The organism is Brevundimonas guildfordensis (assembly GCF_014836405.1).
In the GTDB taxonomy this organism is placed as follows: domain Bacteria; phylum Pseudomonadota; class Alphaproteobacteria; order Caulobacterales; family Caulobacteraceae; genus Brevundimonas; species Brevundimonas guildfordensis.
In genome coordinates this window covers 179,216-194,297 of the sequence record NZ_JACSQU010000002.1, presented here as the reverse complement: position 1 = coordinate 194,297, position 15,082 = coordinate 179,216, and the positions used below count along the sequence as shown (strand labels likewise).

The 15,082-nt window shown below is 68.5% G+C and carries 17 protein-coding genes; 5 read left to right on the top strand and 12 right to left on the bottom strand.

Annotated elements, in window-relative coordinates:
• The first annotated feature begins 106 nt into the window (after positions 1–106).
• Together trmD and rplS are read left to right on the top strand one after the other, a co-directional pair.
• Complete coding sequence (trmD, locus tag H9656_RS09410) at positions 107–817, top strand: tRNA (guanosine(37)-N1)-methyltransferase TrmD (protein ID WP_191744003.1); 711 nt, start codon at positions 107–109, stop codon at positions 815–817.
• Positions 818–833: 16 nt separating this feature from the next.
• Positions 834–1,250 (top strand): 50S ribosomal protein L19, encoded by a 417-nt coding sequence (rplS, locus tag H9656_RS09405; RefSeq protein WP_087140517.1) that lies wholly within the window; start codon positions 834–836, stop codon positions 1,248–1,250.
• A gap of 175 nt (positions 1,251–1,425) precedes the next feature.
• On the opposite strand, the gene H9656_RS09400 is transcribed toward rplS, so the two are convergent.
• The 5 genes from H9656_RS09400 to H9656_RS09380 all read right to left on the bottom strand — a co-directional run bounded on the left by H9656_RS09400 (position 1,426) and on the right by H9656_RS09380 (position 5,118).
• Positions 1,426–1,917, bottom strand: coding sequence for a PA2169 family four-helix-bundle protein (locus H9656_RS09400; protein WP_191744002.1), 492 nt, complete (start codon positions 1,915–1,917; stop codon positions 1,426–1,428).
• 69 nt (positions 1,918–1,986) lie between these two features.
• Entirely contained in the window at positions 1,987–2,829 is an 843-nt protein-coding gene (locus H9656_RS09395; protein WP_225212422.1) for a tryptophan 2,3-dioxygenase, read from the bottom strand.
• Between the two features lie 57 nt (positions 2,830–2,886).
• Positions 2,887–3,417, bottom strand: coding sequence for a CHAP domain-containing protein (locus tag H9656_RS09390; RefSeq protein ID WP_191744001.1), 531 nt, complete (start codon positions 3,415–3,417; stop codon positions 2,887–2,889).
• Between the two features lie 32 nt (positions 3,418–3,449).
• Complete coding sequence (locus H9656_RS09385) at positions 3,450–4,583, bottom strand: acyltransferase family protein (RefSeq protein ID WP_191744000.1); 1,134 nt, start codon at positions 4,581–4,583, stop codon at positions 3,450–3,452.
• Positions 4,584–4,665: 82 nt separating this feature from the next.
• Positions 4,666–5,118 carry a COG3650 family protein gene (locus H9656_RS09380; protein ID WP_191743999.1) on the bottom strand — a complete coding sequence of 151 codons (453 nt, stop codon included), beginning with the start codon at positions 5,116–5,118 and terminating at the stop codon, positions 4,666–4,668.
• Positions 5,119–5,214: 96 nt separating this feature from the next.
• On the opposite strand from H9656_RS09380, the gene H9656_RS09375 reads away from it, so the two are divergent.
• On the top strand, positions 5,215–6,351 hold the full coding sequence (locus H9656_RS09375; RefSeq protein ID WP_191743998.1) for a DNA cytosine methyltransferase: 1,137 nt from the start codon (positions 5,215–5,217) through the stop codon (positions 6,349–6,351).
• A gap of 4 nt (positions 6,352–6,355) precedes the next feature.
• On the opposite strand, the gene H9656_RS09370 is transcribed toward H9656_RS09375, so the two are convergent.
• From H9656_RS09370 to H9656_RS09355, 4 genes are all read right to left on the bottom strand, one after another.
• Positions 6,356–6,664 (bottom strand): hypothetical protein, encoded by a 309-nt coding sequence (locus H9656_RS09370; protein WP_191743997.1) that lies wholly within the window; start codon positions 6,662–6,664, stop codon positions 6,356–6,358.
• 8 nt (positions 6,665–6,672) lie between these two features.
• A complete protein-coding gene (locus tag H9656_RS09365; RefSeq protein ID WP_191743996.1) occupies positions 6,673–7,032 on the bottom strand; it encodes a YdbL family protein in 360 nt (119 codons plus the stop codon).
• Between the two features lie 19 nt (positions 7,033–7,051).
• Entirely contained in the window at positions 7,052–7,240 is a 189-nt protein-coding gene (locus tag H9656_RS09360; protein WP_191743995.1) for a YnbE family lipoprotein, read from the bottom strand.
• A gap of 88 nt (positions 7,241–7,328) precedes the next feature.
• A complete protein-coding gene (locus tag H9656_RS09355; protein ID WP_225212421.1) occupies positions 7,329–10,523 on the bottom strand; it encodes an intermembrane phospholipid transport protein YdbH family protein in 3,195 nt (1,064 codons plus the stop codon).
• A 334-nt stretch (positions 10,524–10,857) separates the two neighbouring features.
• On the opposite strand from H9656_RS09355, the gene H9656_RS09350 reads away from it, so the two are divergent.
• Entirely contained in the window at positions 10,858–12,213 is a 1,356-nt protein-coding gene (locus H9656_RS09350) for a M23 family metallopeptidase (protein WP_191743994.1), read from the top strand.
• Between the two features lie 19 nt (positions 12,214–12,232).
• On the opposite strand, the gene H9656_RS09345 is transcribed toward H9656_RS09350, so the two are convergent.
• The 3 genes from H9656_RS09345 to H9656_RS09340 form a co-directional block, all read right to left on the bottom strand.
• Entirely contained in the window at positions 12,233–13,489 is a 1,257-nt protein-coding gene (locus tag H9656_RS09345; protein ID WP_225212420.1) for a hypothetical protein, read from the bottom strand.
• Positions 13,486–13,812 (bottom strand): TadG family pilus assembly protein, encoded by a 327-nt coding sequence (locus tag H9656_RS14135; protein WP_225212419.1) that lies wholly within the window; start codon positions 13,810–13,812, stop codon positions 13,486–13,488. Before H9656_RS14135 ends, H9656_RS09345 begins: the two co-directional genes overlap by 4 nt.
• 73 nt (positions 13,813–13,885) lie before the next feature.
• Entirely contained in the window at positions 13,886–14,305 is a 420-nt protein-coding gene (locus tag H9656_RS09340; RefSeq protein ID WP_191743993.1) for a TadE/TadG family type IV pilus assembly protein, read from the bottom strand.
• 189 nt (positions 14,306–14,494) lie between these two features.
• Between H9656_RS09340 and H9656_RS09335 the strand changes: the two genes are divergently transcribed.
• Entirely contained in the window at positions 14,495–15,058 is a 564-nt protein-coding gene (locus H9656_RS09335) for an SOS response-associated peptidase (protein ID WP_191743992.1), read from the top strand.
• The last annotated feature ends 24 nt before the right edge of the window (positions 15,059–15,082 follow it).

The window sequence follows — 15,082 nt, the reverse complement described above, 5'->3', positions numbered from 1 at the left end:
CAGCGCACGCGCTGCTGACGTCTCGCCTTCATCCGCCCGCCCCCTCATCCGTCATGCTGCGCATGACACCTTCTCCCCCGAGGGGAGAAGGGTTAGGAGGCTGCCCATGCCCTTTACCGCCACCGTCCTGACCATGTTCCCCGAGGCCTTTCCCGGACCGCTGGGGGTGTCGCTGATCGGCACCGCCTGGCGCGAGAAGGGTCTGTGGGACCTGCAGACGCTGGACATTCGCGCGTTTTCCGAAGATAAGCGCGGCTTCCTGGACGACACCCCTGCGGGTGGCGGTCCCGGTCAGGTGCTTAAAGCGGACGTGGTGGCCAAGGCTCTCGACAGCCTGGAAGGCCCGCCTAGGCCGCTTTTGTACATGAGCGCACGCGGTCGACCCCTGACGCAGGCGCGAGTGACGGAATGGGCCAAGGCCGACGGCATCGTCGTGCTGTGCGGCCGTTTCGAGGGGGTGGACCAGCGAGTGCTCGACGCTCGGGGGTTCGAGGAGGTCTCCGTCGGGGACGCGGTGCTCGCCGGCGGCGAGGCGGCGGCCATGGTGGCGATCGAGGCGTGCGTCCGGTTGGTTCCGGGGGTTCTGGGTGCGGCGGAAAGCCTGTCCACCGAGAGCTTCGAGGACGACCTGCTTGAGCATCCGCAGTACACTAGGCCGCGGACGTTCGAGGGCCACGACATCCCCGAGATCCTGTTGTCGGGCGATCACAAGAAGATCGCCCAATGGCGTCAGGAACAAAGGGAAGCGACCACGCGAGAGCGGCGCCCGGATCTCTGGGAGCGGCATCTCGCCAACTTACAGCTAAAGAGCAAATAAGCTCCGGAGAGACACCATGAACATCGTCCAGCAGCTCGCTGCCGAAGAAAAAGCCCGCCTGCTCGAAGGCAAGACCATCCCCGAATTCCAGCCGGGCGACACCCTGCGCGTCAACGTGCGCATCAAGGAAGGCGAGCGCGAACGCATCCAGGCGTTCGAAGGCGTCTGCATCGCCCGTGACGGCGGCGGCATCAACGAGACCTTCACGGTCCGCAAGATTTCCTTCGGTGAAGGCGTGGAGCGTCGCTTCCCGATCCTGTCGCCGAACGTCGACTCCATCGAAGTCAAGCGTCGCGGCGTCGTCCGTCGCGCCAAGCTGTATTACCTGCGCGACCGTCGCGGCAAGTCGGCCCGGATCGCCGAGCGCCAGACGGCCCGCAAGGTCGCCGTCCCGGCCACCGGCACGACCGAAAAGGCCGGCGACGAGGCCTGATTTCAGGCTTCGGCCTTGCGCTGAAGATCAAAAGCCCCGGCGGAAACGCCGGGGCTTTTTTAGTGCTCTTCTTTAAGTGCGCTACCGCTCGCCGCGCAGCGGCTCGCTGCTTGAGCGGGTGGAGTGCACTACCGCTCGCCGCGCGGCGGCTCGCTGCTTGAGTGGGTGGAGTGCACTACCGCTCGCCGCGAGGCGGCTCGCTGCTTGAGCGTGCGCCGACGCCCGCGAGACCGTGCTTCAGCGCGCTGAGCTGATCAGAACCCGCGCAGACCTCGCCATAGGCGCGGCGGATGCTTTCCCTGGTCGTGGCCGACAGGGTGTCGTCCGCCAGCGCCCGCTCGAAGCGACCTCTCAACTGATCCTCGCCGCTTTCGACCGTGTCGATCATAGAGACCTCGCTGCGCAGCAGGGCGTGGCTGATATCGCTGAAGGCGCGCTGGGCCTTGGCCAGGATGGACCGATCCTCCTCCGGCGATCCGCCGCGCTCGCGCACCGCCGCCTTCAGCTCCTCGGCCAGGCGTCGGCGCTCGGACGCCCGCGCCTCGAACCAGTCGCGATAGGCCTCGCTGGGCGCGTTGACCGCGCCCTCGTGATAACCCTGGGCGCTGTCGATCAGCCCCTCGACCAGACCGTTGAGGACCTTGATGTCGTGACTGTTGCCGCTCATCGGACACCTCTCTCGCCGTTCACAGGTTCAATCCCTGCCAGCAGCGAAGGTTGCCGACCCGCCCTTGCTCTACAGCCTGCTGCGCAGCGACCACAGTTCGGGGAAGCAGCGGCGCTTCAGGGTCTCAACCAGATAACCCACTCCGTCGGTGCCGCCCGTGCCCTGGCGGCGGCCGATGATGCGCTCGACGGTGATCACATGCTTGTGCCGCCAGGTCAGCAAGGCGTCGTCCAGATCGACCAGCTTCTCGGCCAGTTGATACAGGGGCCACCAGCGCTCGGTGTCGCGATAGACTTCCAGCCAGGCGGCCTCGACGCCCTCGTCGGCCTCATAGGACTGGCTGACATCGCGGTTCAGCACGGCGTCGGGCACCGGCAAGCCCGCCTTGGCCAGCTGGAGCAAGGCGTCGTCATAAAGGCTGGGCGATTCCAGCGCCGCCTTCAGCGCCGCATGGGCGGCGGGACGTTCGGCATGGAAGCGCAGGAAGCGGGGGTCCTTCAGACCCAGCATCGTCTCCAGGCGGCGGAACTGATCGCTCTGGAAGCCGGAGCTGGCGCCCAGGTCGCCGCGGAACTTCAGGTAATCAGCGGGCGTCATGGTGGCCAGGATTTCCCAGCTCTGGGTCATCACCGACTGGATGCGGCTGACGCGCGCCAGGCTCTTGTAGGCCGGCACCAGGTCGCCCGCGCGGATCAGCGTCTGCGCCAGGGCCACCTCGTGCAGGATCTGCTTGAGCCACAGTTCTTTGGTCTGGTGGATGATGACGAACAGCATTTCATCATGCTGGTCGGAGCGGGGCTTCTGGGCTGAGAGGATGTCGTCAAGCGCCAGATAGCCGGCGTAGGTCACGCCCTGCGGCTCATGCTTGGCCGTCTCGATAGCGTGTCCGCGAATGTCGTTGGTTTCGGTCATGGATCAGCTATCGCCCGATCAGCCGGGCGGCGCCAAACCCTTTTTTGACTTGAGAAACTAGTTGGCGGCGCGATCTTCGGCGACGGCGCTGGCGGCCATCTGGCGGCCGTTGGCGAAGGCGTCGCGGGCGCCGTTATAGATGAAGCCGTAGGTCGGATAGACCGTGGTCCCCAGGTCGTTGATCGGGTTGTACCAGACCTTCACCCGGCTCCAGTCGCCCGAGGAAGAGACGTCGACGACGGTGACGTTCTCCTCGACCTTGCCGCGGCTGCCGCCCCAGTTGGCGTGGGTGACGCGGATCACGCGGTCGGTCAGGACGTCGGAGACGACGGCGACGTGGCCGGCGCTCATGCGGCCGTGGGGCTGGAACACCAGGACCGATCCGGTCTCGGGCGCATCGCCGGTGCGGAACTTGCTGACGGCCTGACGCCACCAGGTCCAGGCGTCGCCGAAAATCTGAATCCCCGAGAACATCCGCGCGAAGGTCACGCACTGCCAATAGGGGTCGCCGGCCTGGGCCGGGGTCGTGCTGAAGGCGAAGAAACCAAGTGTCGCCGCAAGAGCGGCGGCAGTGAGCCGTTTCATCATCTGGCGTGCTCCCGACTGAACGCGGACAAGCCTTAGACGATAGAGTCAGAATGTTGAAGAACTGTTTCCGACTGTTTCCCCTGTCGATCCACAGATGATCGACGCCGCCGCGCCCATCCGCGCAGGAAACTGCGGGCCGGGCGCTCGATCAGCAGATGAACAATCGCGGCGGCGACAATCAGTCCCGCGATGATCGCCAGCCACAACACCAGCGGAAGCTGCTTGTCTTCAGCCCCAGTCAGACGGGCGACGACATTGACCGCCAGGATCTGCCATGGGGCGCACAGCATATAGACGGCGTAACTGATCTCGCCGAGATAGACGGCCGGCGCCGAACCCAGAACGCCCGCCTTGTCCTGAGGAATGCTGGCCATGGCCAGGATCAGCAGGCCGCCCGACAGGACGGTGATCCCGTCCCAGCTCAACAAGGCGGCGCTGAGCGCCATCACAACCGCCGCCGCTGCAGCCAGCAGGCCTGCCCGAGGCAGGGGCGCCCGGCGATAGACCAGGTAGAGGGCGCAGCCATAGGCGAAGCAGGGCACGATCCGCAGCGCCCCCCATTTGAACGTCGCTTCGGTCAGGCGATAGCCGGCGACGCGCTCGAAGCCGACATACAGGGCCGCCAGCAACAGGGCCGCCGCCCCGGTCGCCAGCCACGGCCGGTCACGCAGCTTCCATGCGGCGGCGGCGAAGAGCGGGAAGGTCAGATAGGCGAACCACTCGGCCGAGATCGACCATGACGGGTGGTTCCAACCCGCCTCGCCGGCGAAGCCCCAGGCGTGGAGCATCAACAGATTGGGCAGCAGGGTCTTCCAGCTGAGGATGCCGGAATCGATCGCCATGCCCGCCGCCGTCGCCGCCAGCCCCAGAGCCATGACGCCGAACAGGGTGAACAGGTGCAGCGGATAGATGCGGGCGATGCGCGCCCACAGAAAACCCCTGTAGCCGAAGCGTTTCTCGCCAAACGCCTGCAAATAGACGTGGCTGAGGATGAAGCCCGACAGGACGAAGAACAGTTCGACGCCGAGATAACCCTTGGCCGCCAGGGCCGGCATGCCGCCGACCGCCAGGTTCGGCCACATCAGATAGACCACGACCCACAGGGCCGCGAAGAACCTGAGCGACGTCAGGGGGCGGATGTCGATCGGCGTCGCTATGGGCGTCATGGGACCATCCTGGCCGGTGAACCGACCGGGGACAGCCCGGCCGCGTAACAGCGCTCAATGCAAGCCGGGCGCCAGCTTGGCCTTATTCGACGCGGCCGCTCTCGCCCGCGCGCTCGATCGCGGCCGTGGCCGCGGCGCAGCCGGTCAGCGTCTCGCCGGCGATCTCGACCTTGGCGGTCAACGGATAGGTGCGGTCGCTCATGCCGTCCGAGCAGTCGGTCGCCGTCAGGGTGACGGCCAGATCCGCGCCCGCCTCCGTCTTGGTGGTCCAGGTCGCGACCGTGCCCTGCAGCGCCGGGCCGGGGTTCGCGGCCTTCTGCTCCGGCCGGTCCACGCCGGAATAGGTCAGGCCCTGAGGCGTGATCTCCACGGCCCAGAAAGGCTCTGTGCCCAGCACCCGCACCGGCTGATCCAGATCGACGCCCGCCAGGGCGCGCGGCTCGGGCTTGGCGGCTTCGCGCGGCGTCTCGGCCGGTTGAGAGCAGGCGGCGAGGGCCACCGACAGGGCGGCGGCGGACAGGAAGACGGCGCGCATGGGCGATCCCTTCTTAGGTTGGTCGGCAGCGTCAGGGTTTGGCGCCACGGCGTCAAGACAGGCGCCAAAGCGGCGCGCCTGGGTTAATGTGGCTCCATGCCGATTCGCCCTGCCTCCGATGCCGACCTGACGGCCTGCGAGTTCTTCGCGGGCGGCGGGCTGGCGGGGCTGGGTCTTACGGGCTTCCGCACCGTCCTGGCCAACGACATCGACGCCGCCAAGGCCCGCGCCTTTCGCGCCAACCATCCTGAGACGCCGTTGATCCAGGGCGACGTGTGGGAGGTGACGCCCGATCAAGTGCCCGGCGCGCCGGACCTGTGCTGGGCCTCCTCGCCGTGTCAGGACGTCAGTCTGGCTGGCGCGCGCGGGGGTCTGAAGGCGCAGCGGTCGGGCGCCTTCTGGGGCTTCTGGAAGCTGATGCAGGGTCTGGACGCCGAGGGCCGAGCGCCGCGCGTCATCGTGCTGGAGAACGTCGTCGGCCTGCTGACCTCGGGCGAGGGCCAGGACTTCGCCGCCGTGTGCGGGGCCATGGTCGAGGCGGGCTATACGGTCGGAGCGCTGGAGCTGGACGCCGGACTGTGGCTGCCCCAGTCGCGCCCGCGCCTGTTCATCATCGCCATGCGGGGGGCCGAGGGGCCGCGCCTGAAAGGCCCTGCCCTGCCCTTCCATTCGCCGCGCCTGACCGCCGCCTGGGCGCGGCTGCCGGCGAGCCTGAAGGCGAGCTGGGCCTGGTGGGGGCTGGAGACGCCGCCGCGCCGCAACCTTGATCTGGCGGCGGTGCTGGAGCCGAACGTCCCCTGCTTCGACGAGGCGGAGGCGAACACCCTGCTGGCCATGCTGTCGCCGCTGCATCGGGCGCGGCTGGAGGCGATCCAGGCCTCGGGCGAGCGACGCGTCGGCGCGGCCTTCCGCCGGGTGCGGGTCAAGGACGGGCAGAAGCTGCAACGGTTGGAGCTGCGCTTCGACGGGCTGGCGGGCTGTCTGCGCACCCCGTCGGGCGGATCGTCGCGGCAGTATGTGGTCATCGTGGAAGACGGCCAGGTCGCCCTGCGCCGCCTGACCGGGCGCGAGGCGGCGCGGCTGATGGGGGTAGACGAGGCCTATCGCCTGCCCGCCAGCGAGAGCGCGGCGCTGAAGCTGATGGGCGACGCCGTGGCCGTGCCCGTCGTCGAGGCCCTGACGCGCGGCCTGTTCCTGCCCGCCCTGACCGACGGCGCCGAAGCCGCCGCCTGAGCGGTCAGTAGTAGAGATCGTCGTCCTTGCGGTCCTCGGCGCCTTCGATGCCGGGGTCCAGATGGTTGTCGACCCGGTCGTCCCAACCGTCGCGGTCGGACCGGAAGGCCAGGGCCATCAGCCCCCAGGCGAGACCGACCGTGCCCAGCACGCCCAACCCCATGGCGATCCAGCCGTGCAGGCTCATCTCGCCGCCGCCGATCAGGCGCCAATAAGCCGCCAGCCCCAGGGTGCTGACGGCCGATATGGCGACGGCGAGGATCAACGACCGCAGAAGCCGGACAACCCGCCCGCCTCTGGAGGTCTTCGTCATGGTTCAGCTCAGCGCTGGACCCACTGGCCCTGGGCGTTCTTGTACCACTGGCCCGAGCTGATGCGCGGCAGCAGCTGCGTTTCGAACATCCGGGCCCCGGCCACTTCGGCCGTGGTGCCCGCCTCGGTGGCGCTGCGGGCGTAGGCTTGGCGGCGCCCGGCGTTAGTGGCGCTGATGGCGGCCTGGGTGTCGCCGTCGACCGAGGTGCGCACGCCGACATAGCCGTCGGCCTGCTCGCCAGCCGCGCCTGCGGCCTTGGCCCGATCAACCAGGGCCTTCTGCGAAGCGGTCTGGGCCACGGCGGCGCCGGCGGCGACGCCAAGGGCGGCCACTGCGGCCATGGCCACGAAGAGTTTGCGGTTCGTCATGTCAAAGCCCCCTTTCGTATCAGAACAGGTTGGGGTTTTCGCGGAGCAGGTTCTGCAGTTCCTGATCCAGCTTGATGCGGATATCGGCGTCAAGCTTGGCGTAGATTTGCAGCGGCTCGCTGAACTTGATGTTCACCGTAGGCGCGCATGCGGCCAGGCTGACGGCGCTGAGGCCGAGCACGGCGACGATCTGACGCTTGCTGATCATGGGGCCGATCTCCGAAGGCGGCGTTGGAAGTCACCGCCATCTAACGCTGCGGCGAGTGAACGGGTTCTGAACAAAGCGAAGCCGCCGATCAAGGCTGCTCATCCGTCGTCAGCACGGGCGTTTCGCCGCGCCGAGCATATTCCAGCAGATCCGAGACGATTTGGTTGGCGTTCCACGTCGTGTCGAGCGTCAGATCGATGGGCGTGTCCGACGGCAGGTTCAGCTTCTTGTTCATGAAGTCGCGGCGGATCAGCTCCATAAAGGTCAGCCGCAGTTGCTCGCGCTGGGGCGGATCATGGCGGCCGTTGATGCGGAAGCGCACGCCCAGACGGCCTTCGTCCAGACTGTTGACTTCGGCCGTCAGGTCGCTGATCGCCAGGTCCTGCATGGCCTGATAGGCAAGGTCCTGCATGGTGTTGGGCGGCAGGTCGGCCGAGTTGGCCCCGCCGCCGGCGGCCAGATCGTCGAACACCTCCGGCTGGATCGACAGACGGCCGGGACGCACCCCGTGCAGCACGCCGCCGACGATGCGCCAGCCGGCCTTGGGATCATAGGTGAAGGGCAGACGGCCGGACACCACGGCGTCCAGCTCCGCCTTGTCCTGAAGGTTGGCGCTCTTCAGCAGTTCGTTCAACTGCACGCCCTCGACAACGATCACCCCGCCCCAGCCCTCGCCAGGCGTCAGCGGCAGGGACAGAGGCTCGACGCTGATGCGCCCGCTCGCCGCCTGGATCTGCCCACCGCCGATGGTCAGGGCCTTTTCGTTCAGGCTGAACGTCAGCTGGAAATCGGTCAGCGGCGTCACCGTCTGCACCCGATCCGCGGTCAGCTTCTGATCCGGCGCGGTGATCAGCGGCGTCAGACTGGTGAACTCCACCCGCCCCTTGAGGCCCTGAACCTTGCCCGCCGGGCTGGTGAAATCGAGATCCGGCACGGTCAGGACGCCGGAACTGGTCGCGCCCTCGGCGTTCCAGTCGAACCGCCCCTCGAACCCGGCCGAGCCTTCGACCGGCGACTTCACATAGTCCGCAACCAGCGGGCTGAGATCGGCCGGCTGTAGGCCGTGCTCGGTGAAGATCAGGCTGGGCGCCGAGATCCCCGCCCCGCCGGCCTGAAGACGCCCGTCGTGACGCAGGTCGATGCGGCCGACCTCATGGCCCAGTCGGGTGAGATCGAAACCAGCGGTCCAGACCTCATCGGCCAGTTGCGCCTCGCCCTTGGCCTGAAGCGGCAGGAAGCGGGCCGGGTCGGCGACGTCGGAAATCTGGGCCTTGGAGATCGCGGCCCGCATCGACAGCCCCTTGGCGGCGCCGTCGACGGCCAGGCGGCCTTCCGCCTGCGAAAACCGCATTTCGAGAAACGGCGCCGTGGCCTGCACGTCCGCGAGGCGGCCGCGCGCGCGCCAGGCGCCGCCCTGGGCCGTGATCAGGGGCTCTGCGCCAGGGCAGACCCGGCCGGAGATCGCCTCGACCGAGTTCTCGCCCAGGTCCAGCTTGCCGATCGTCAGCGGGATGCAGTCGTCCGCCGTATAGGTGACCCGTCCGCCCGACGAAGCCAGTTCGCCCTGGGTGCTGAAGGCGATGTCGCGCGCCGGGCCGAAGTCCAGTCCCGCCCGCCCCTTGAGACGCGCCGCAAAGCCGCCGCGCGTCAGGCGCCACTCGATCCCCTCAAAGCGGGCGTCCGGCAAGCCGCCGCCGCGCGTGGAGGTCAGGCTCAGCGCCCCGCCCCCGCTTGCGCCCTCGCCCGACGCGAACAGCGGCTTGCGATGCGCTTCCAGCCGTAGCTCGCCGCCGTTGGCCGGGCGCGCCGTGATCGGCTGCGGCAGCGTCAGCTCCAGTCCGGCGTTATCCCCCGATAGGCGGATGCGCGGGGCGTTCAGGGCGAAGTCGCCCAGAGCGCGCTTCAACGCAGCCATTTCCGGCAGGTCGTCCGCCGTCGCCGCGCCCAGCGAGGTCACGGCGGCATGATCGGCCTTCAGGGTGCCCTGAACATCGATCCGGGTCACCGCGTCGCGCACGACGTCCAGATCCAGCGCGCCGCTGGCGCCGCGCAAACTGATGTCCTTGGCGCGCACGGATCGCGCCTGCAGCGCCACCGGCGCCTGCACCTCCAGCGCATCGCCATGGCCGCCCGCGCGCAGGCTGGCCGAGGTCAGGCTCAGGCCCTCCAGCCGCGTCTCGCCCGCTCGGCCCGCCCCGACGCTGAGGCGCGCGGGCGTCGTCACTGACCAGCGCGCCTTCTCGGCATCCGCGCCCCCGGCGACCGCCACTTCGGCGTCCGTCAGGCGAAGGTCCAGCGCACGCGCCTGAAGTCCCTCGCCCGCAAGCGAGCCCGCCGTGGTCGCCAGGCGGGCCTTGCCCCTGAGATCATAGCGATTGATCCAGCCCGCGACCTGACCATCGAAGGCCAGGTCGGCGGCGACGGCGCGGCTGCTCACGCCCGCTCCGCTGGCTGCATCCGCGGTGAACCGGCCGGTCAGAGATACCCGCCCGTCGCCGCGCCGCGTCTTCATGTCCGGATAAGGCAGGTCGCCTTTCAGATGCAGGGCCGCGCCCTCGCCGCTCGCCTGATCCTTAGCCGCAAACTGTTCAGCCTGAAGATCAAGCTCGACCGCAAGTCGGTCGCCGGTCGTCGTCGCCTCGATCACGCCGCCCAGACCGCGCGCCTCTATCCCGCCGCTCTTGAGCGAAGCGGCTGGCATGCGGCCCGACAACCGCATCAGCTTGCCGTCGTCGATGCGCGCGTCCGCCAGAACATTGATCGGGCCGTATTCCGTGTCGATACGCGCCTGGCCGCGCTCGACGATGACGAGGGGGGCGCGCGAATCCGGCCTGGGCGGCCTGCCGGTGAACTCTTCGACCAGAGGGTCCAGACTGCCCAGCGACAGCTTGCCGTCCTTCCACGCCGCCCGGACGATCGGCCGCACCAACCGCACCCGACTGGGCGTCACCCCCAGTCCGGCCTTCGACCACGGCAGACCCACGGCGTAGTCGACCTCGACCCGCTCGACCTTGAAGTCAGGGTTCCTGGGATCGCCGATGGATATCTTGCCGACGAAGCCGTTGGCCTCCAGCCGCTCAACCTCGACGTCGGCGTCGATTCCCTTACGGTCCAGCCAGCCGACCAGCAGTTCGCGCGCTGCGGCGCGTCGGTTCAGGTAAAGCGCCACCGCCAGCACCAGAACGACCATCAACGCCACGCCCGCCGTGGTCAGCACGCCGCGCAGAGCATTGCGCCGGGGCGATTGCCGGCGCGTCGGGGAAGGATCGGCGTCTTCGGTCAAGGTCGCGGAACGATCATCATCTAACGGTTGAGCTGATAACGCCACAGAATGCGCCGGAGCGACAGTCGTTGCCTCGCGACAACTCTACCGTGTCATCGTCACCACTACATGATGATCAAACCCTAAAAATGGCGAGGTTTCACAATCATGGCGGGGCGAACGTCGATTTACTTCGGTAATCCCCCGCCAAGTTAACCGAATGTAACCTGACCGCTTCCCAATATGGATCAGTCGGGCTATACGGCTCGCTTCACTGCCGGTCGGGGGACCGCTCGGCGTGGACGTAATTTCGACTGGTCTGGCGCAGCAAGCGTCGTCGATTCGCCGGGGACCCATGGCTCAGTTCGATCCGCGCCGTCAGCCTGTTCGGCTTGCGCCCCACCTGCTGACCACCTGCGCCGCCATCAGCATCGCGCTGTTGGCCGGTCGTGGGTTTGAACAGGTGAAGGCCGAGGAAGTTCCCCCTCTGACGGCAGAACAGATCGAATTCCTGGAAGCCCAGGCGTACGCCGCCGCCGCGGCTCCCGCCGGCATGACGACGCCGGAAGCCATCCCTGTGCAGATTCGCCGCGGCGAGACGTTCGAGCAGGCCGTGCGCCGCACCGGCGTCGGCGCCGACGAAGCCAAGGCCGTCGCCGCCACCATCGCCAGCGCTTTTGATCTCAAAGACCTGCGCGCGGGCCTGCGTTTTGAAACCGCCGTGTCCAAGCCGCGCGGCGGCATGGGCGACGCCCGCCTGATCGGCCTGACCATGCGGACCGGCCCGGCCAGCCAACTGACCGTGTCGCGCAGCTTCGACGGCGCGCTGCGCCTGCGCTCGCTGGACGAGAAGGTGACCGAGGAAACGGTCGTCGCCAACGACAAGGTGCAGCGCTCCCTGTCCGCCAGCGCCCGCGAGCTGGGCGCCACCTCGGCCGTGGTGCGCCGCGCCAGCCAGCTGTTCGCGCACAAGTTCGACATGCAGCGCGACGTGCGGGCCTCGGACGAGTTCACCCTCGTCTTCGACCGCAAGGTCACTGAATCAGGCCGCACCGTCGAAACCGGCGACCTGCTCTACGCCGAGCTGAAGGGGCACGTCTTCTATCGCTTCCAGCCCGCCGGCTCGAAGACGGCTCAATATTTCGACGCCACCGGCAAGAACACGCGCACCGCCATGATGCGCACCCCGCTGCAGAACTTCCGCCGCGTGAGCTCCAACTTCGGCGTCCGCACCCACCCGATCTCCGGTTATCGCAAGATGCACCAGGGGATGGACTTCGCCGCATCGACCGGCACCCCGGTCGTGGCCCCCGCCGACGGCGTGGTGGTCGAGGCCCGGCGCTGGGGCGGCTACGGCAACTGGCTGCGCATCCGTCACGCCAATGGCCTGGAAAGCGGTTACGGCCACCTGTCGCGCTACGCCTCGGGCATGCGCGCGGGTCAACGCGTGACCCAGGGCCAGGTCGTCGCCTATGTGGGCTCGACCGGCGCCTCGACCGGCCCGCACCTGCACTATGAAATCTGGCGCAACGGTCAGCGGATCAACCCGTCGGGCATCAAGACCCAGGAAGGCACCGTTCTGGCGGGCGCTGACCTGGCCGCCTTCCGCGCCGAGAAGGCCCGCATCGACCGCATCATCGCCGCCGGCGGCCAACGTCGTCCCGCCGCGGTGAAGCAGGCCGCCAACGGCCTGAGCGCTTCCGAGGGCTGATCGCCAGCAAGGACGCGCTTCAACCGACCAGTTGCGGCGCACCCGCCTGATCCGGACAGCGGGCGCCGTGCACCCAGACGTCGGCCTCGCCCAGGCTGACGCCCAGCAGTTGCAGCAGCGGCTCAACCACCCCGTCCAGGACCGGGCCTACAGGCGTCAGCACTGCGCCAAGAGGCTGCGTCACCACGTGCAACGGCAGGGCCAGGGCCGTCAGCTCCAGATTCCGCAGCAGGCTGACGACCGTCCCGTTGACGAAGCCCCGCGCTCGCACCGTCTTGGCCCCTGAGCCGATCTCCGGACCCGTAAAGCTCAGCTCGCTCCAGTCTGGATCGGCGACGCGGACGTCGGCCTTGCCCTCGACCTTGATGAAAAGCACGCTGAGCAGAGCCGCTGGCGACACTGTCAGCTCGGCCTTGAAGTCGCGCAGCCGCCGTTCTTCAATCACGCCAAGCCGCGCCCGCGCGATCCCGGGTCGCGCCTCGACCAGAACACGCGGAGAGCCGCCGCACTGAATAGTCTTCAGTCGGGCCTCCGAGTCGGCGGCTTCGATCAGGATCGGAACCTTCACCTGGGCCAGCGCGCCGGCCAGCGGCACACGGTCCAGCGCCGTCGCCTTCAGATACAGACGCGTCTGCGCCGTGCGGATGACCGGCTCTCCCTTGCTGGTCACCGTCAGCCAGGATGATCGGTTCGGCCGCTCGCCGATCGCCAGCAGGATGTCGACATCCGCCAGGCCGGCGCGCGCGCCGACGTCCAGCGCCAGCTGGCGTTGCTGGTTCGCTGTCTGCAGGGTCGCCATCAGCAGGTCGAAGGCGGACACCTGGGCGTTCAGCCGCTGGCGCAGCCCGGCGCGGGCCTCGGCCTCCACCCCGATCAGGTCGCCGAGCTTCAGCCTGGCGTCGGCCGGCGCGCCGGTCAGCTTCCCCAGAGCGCTCTTGGCGTCGGAGCCCGCGGTCCGCTCCAGCACCCGCAGGACGCGCCCGGTTTCAACCTCGTGGCTCAGCAGGGCGTCGTAGTCGCCGGCCTTTACCCCCAGGTCCGCCGCCAAGGCGTCCGAGAACTGCAACAGGTTCACCTGGGCGTCGGCCAGGCCCCGGTAGTCCATCAGCGTCAGCGACACCCGCCCGCCCAGCAGGCTCGAGAGCAGGGCGTTCGCCAGCCCCCCGTCGAGCGACGCCAGCCGCGAGCCGATCGAGAACATGGCTGTGGGCGCCCCGCCGGGCTGGGCGGCGGTCGCCTGTTTCGTCACGGCGACGGCGTCGCGCCCGAGGATCACGCGGCCGAAGAACAGCGGGGCGGCGCCGTCGCCGTCACCCGCGCCGCGTTGACCTGAGCGCCGCCGGCGACGAAACGCTGCGACGGCTTGAGGCGAGGATCCGGCGTATAAACGCCCGTCTGCACGCGCACGGCGGACACCTGGGGGAGGTTGGCGCGCGCCGTGGCTTCCCCCGCCGCCTCGGCCTGACGCAGGGCGCCGGCGGCGGCCAGGGCCGACAGGTCGACCGCCCCCTGCAGCTCGCGCCCTTTCAGCACGACCACCCCGACATCGACCGCCAGGGCCGCGCTGACGCAGATCAGCGCCCCGAAGGCCGCCGACATGATGGTGATCCCGCCGCTTCGGTCCCGTCCAAGCTGCGTGAACCGACGAAGAAGGCCCCTCGACTGAGACATCTCAGGCCTCATTGATCTGAATGACGGCGGCGCGCCGGATGACCTTGGGAGGCGACACCGTCAGCGGGGCCAGAGCCATCAGCGGATGACGGGCGGCGTCATAGGCCACCACGACACGGAAGAACCGGCCGTCGGCGCTGGTCTCGACCGTGGCGTCCCCGCTGCGCAACCCCAGATGGCGCAAATGGTCCACGACGCCGTCGCGAGCCAGTTGCTCCCGCTCGACCGCGTCCAGCCCGGCGACCGCGGCGCGAGCGCCCTCGGACACCGCCGCCTGGACCGAATGCGCCATCCACAGCCAGCCGCCGTAGACAATCATGCCCACGACCAGCAGCAGGAAGAAGGGGCCGACGATGGCGAACTCGATCGCCGCAGCCCCGCGCCGCTCGCCCGCTACACCAGAACCACACGCCCTCTGCATATCCGCGCTCCTGATTGAGCGAGCAGGATACGACATTCAACTTAAGAGGGAATGTAGGCGATGCAGTCCGAGGCCAGGGCCTCGCGCCAGAGTCGAAAATGGCGCTCGCGACAGTCCGCTTGGGAAGCCGGCGCTCCCCTCAAATCTGACGGACTCCACAATCCACGTTCGTCGTGAGAGGGTCGACCTATGTGCAACAACTACCGCCTGCACGTCCCGGCCAATCAACTGGCGGCCCCGTTCCGCGACGCGGGCCAGACCCTCGCCTTCCCCGGCGGCCTGCCCAACCTTCCCCCGGCCGATTACCGCATCGGCGACTTGGCCCCGATCGTCACCGTCGGCGCCGATGGCCCGCAGTTGACCATGGCTCCCTGGGCATGGAGGGGCCCGACGGGGCGCCCCGTCTTCAACTTCCGCTCGGAGGGCCGGTCCTTCGCGCATTCAACCCGCTGCCTGATCCCGGCCGACGGATTCTACGAGTTCACCGAGCCCAAGGTCGCGGGCAAGAAGACCAAATGGCTTTTCACCATGGCGGACCAGCCTTGGTTCTGGATCGCGGGCGTCATCAAGGATGGCGCCTTCGCCATGCTGACGACCGCGCCGGGCCCCGACGTCGCGCCGTACCATGACCGACAGATCGTTGTCCTGCCGCCCGATGCGGGCTCCCGGTGGCTCGCCCTTTCCGCGCCCGAGGCCCTCATCCTGAGCGCCTGCCCGGCTGGAGCCTTGAGCGCCCGGAAGATCTACCCCTGACCACGCAGCCGCGACGCCGGGCGA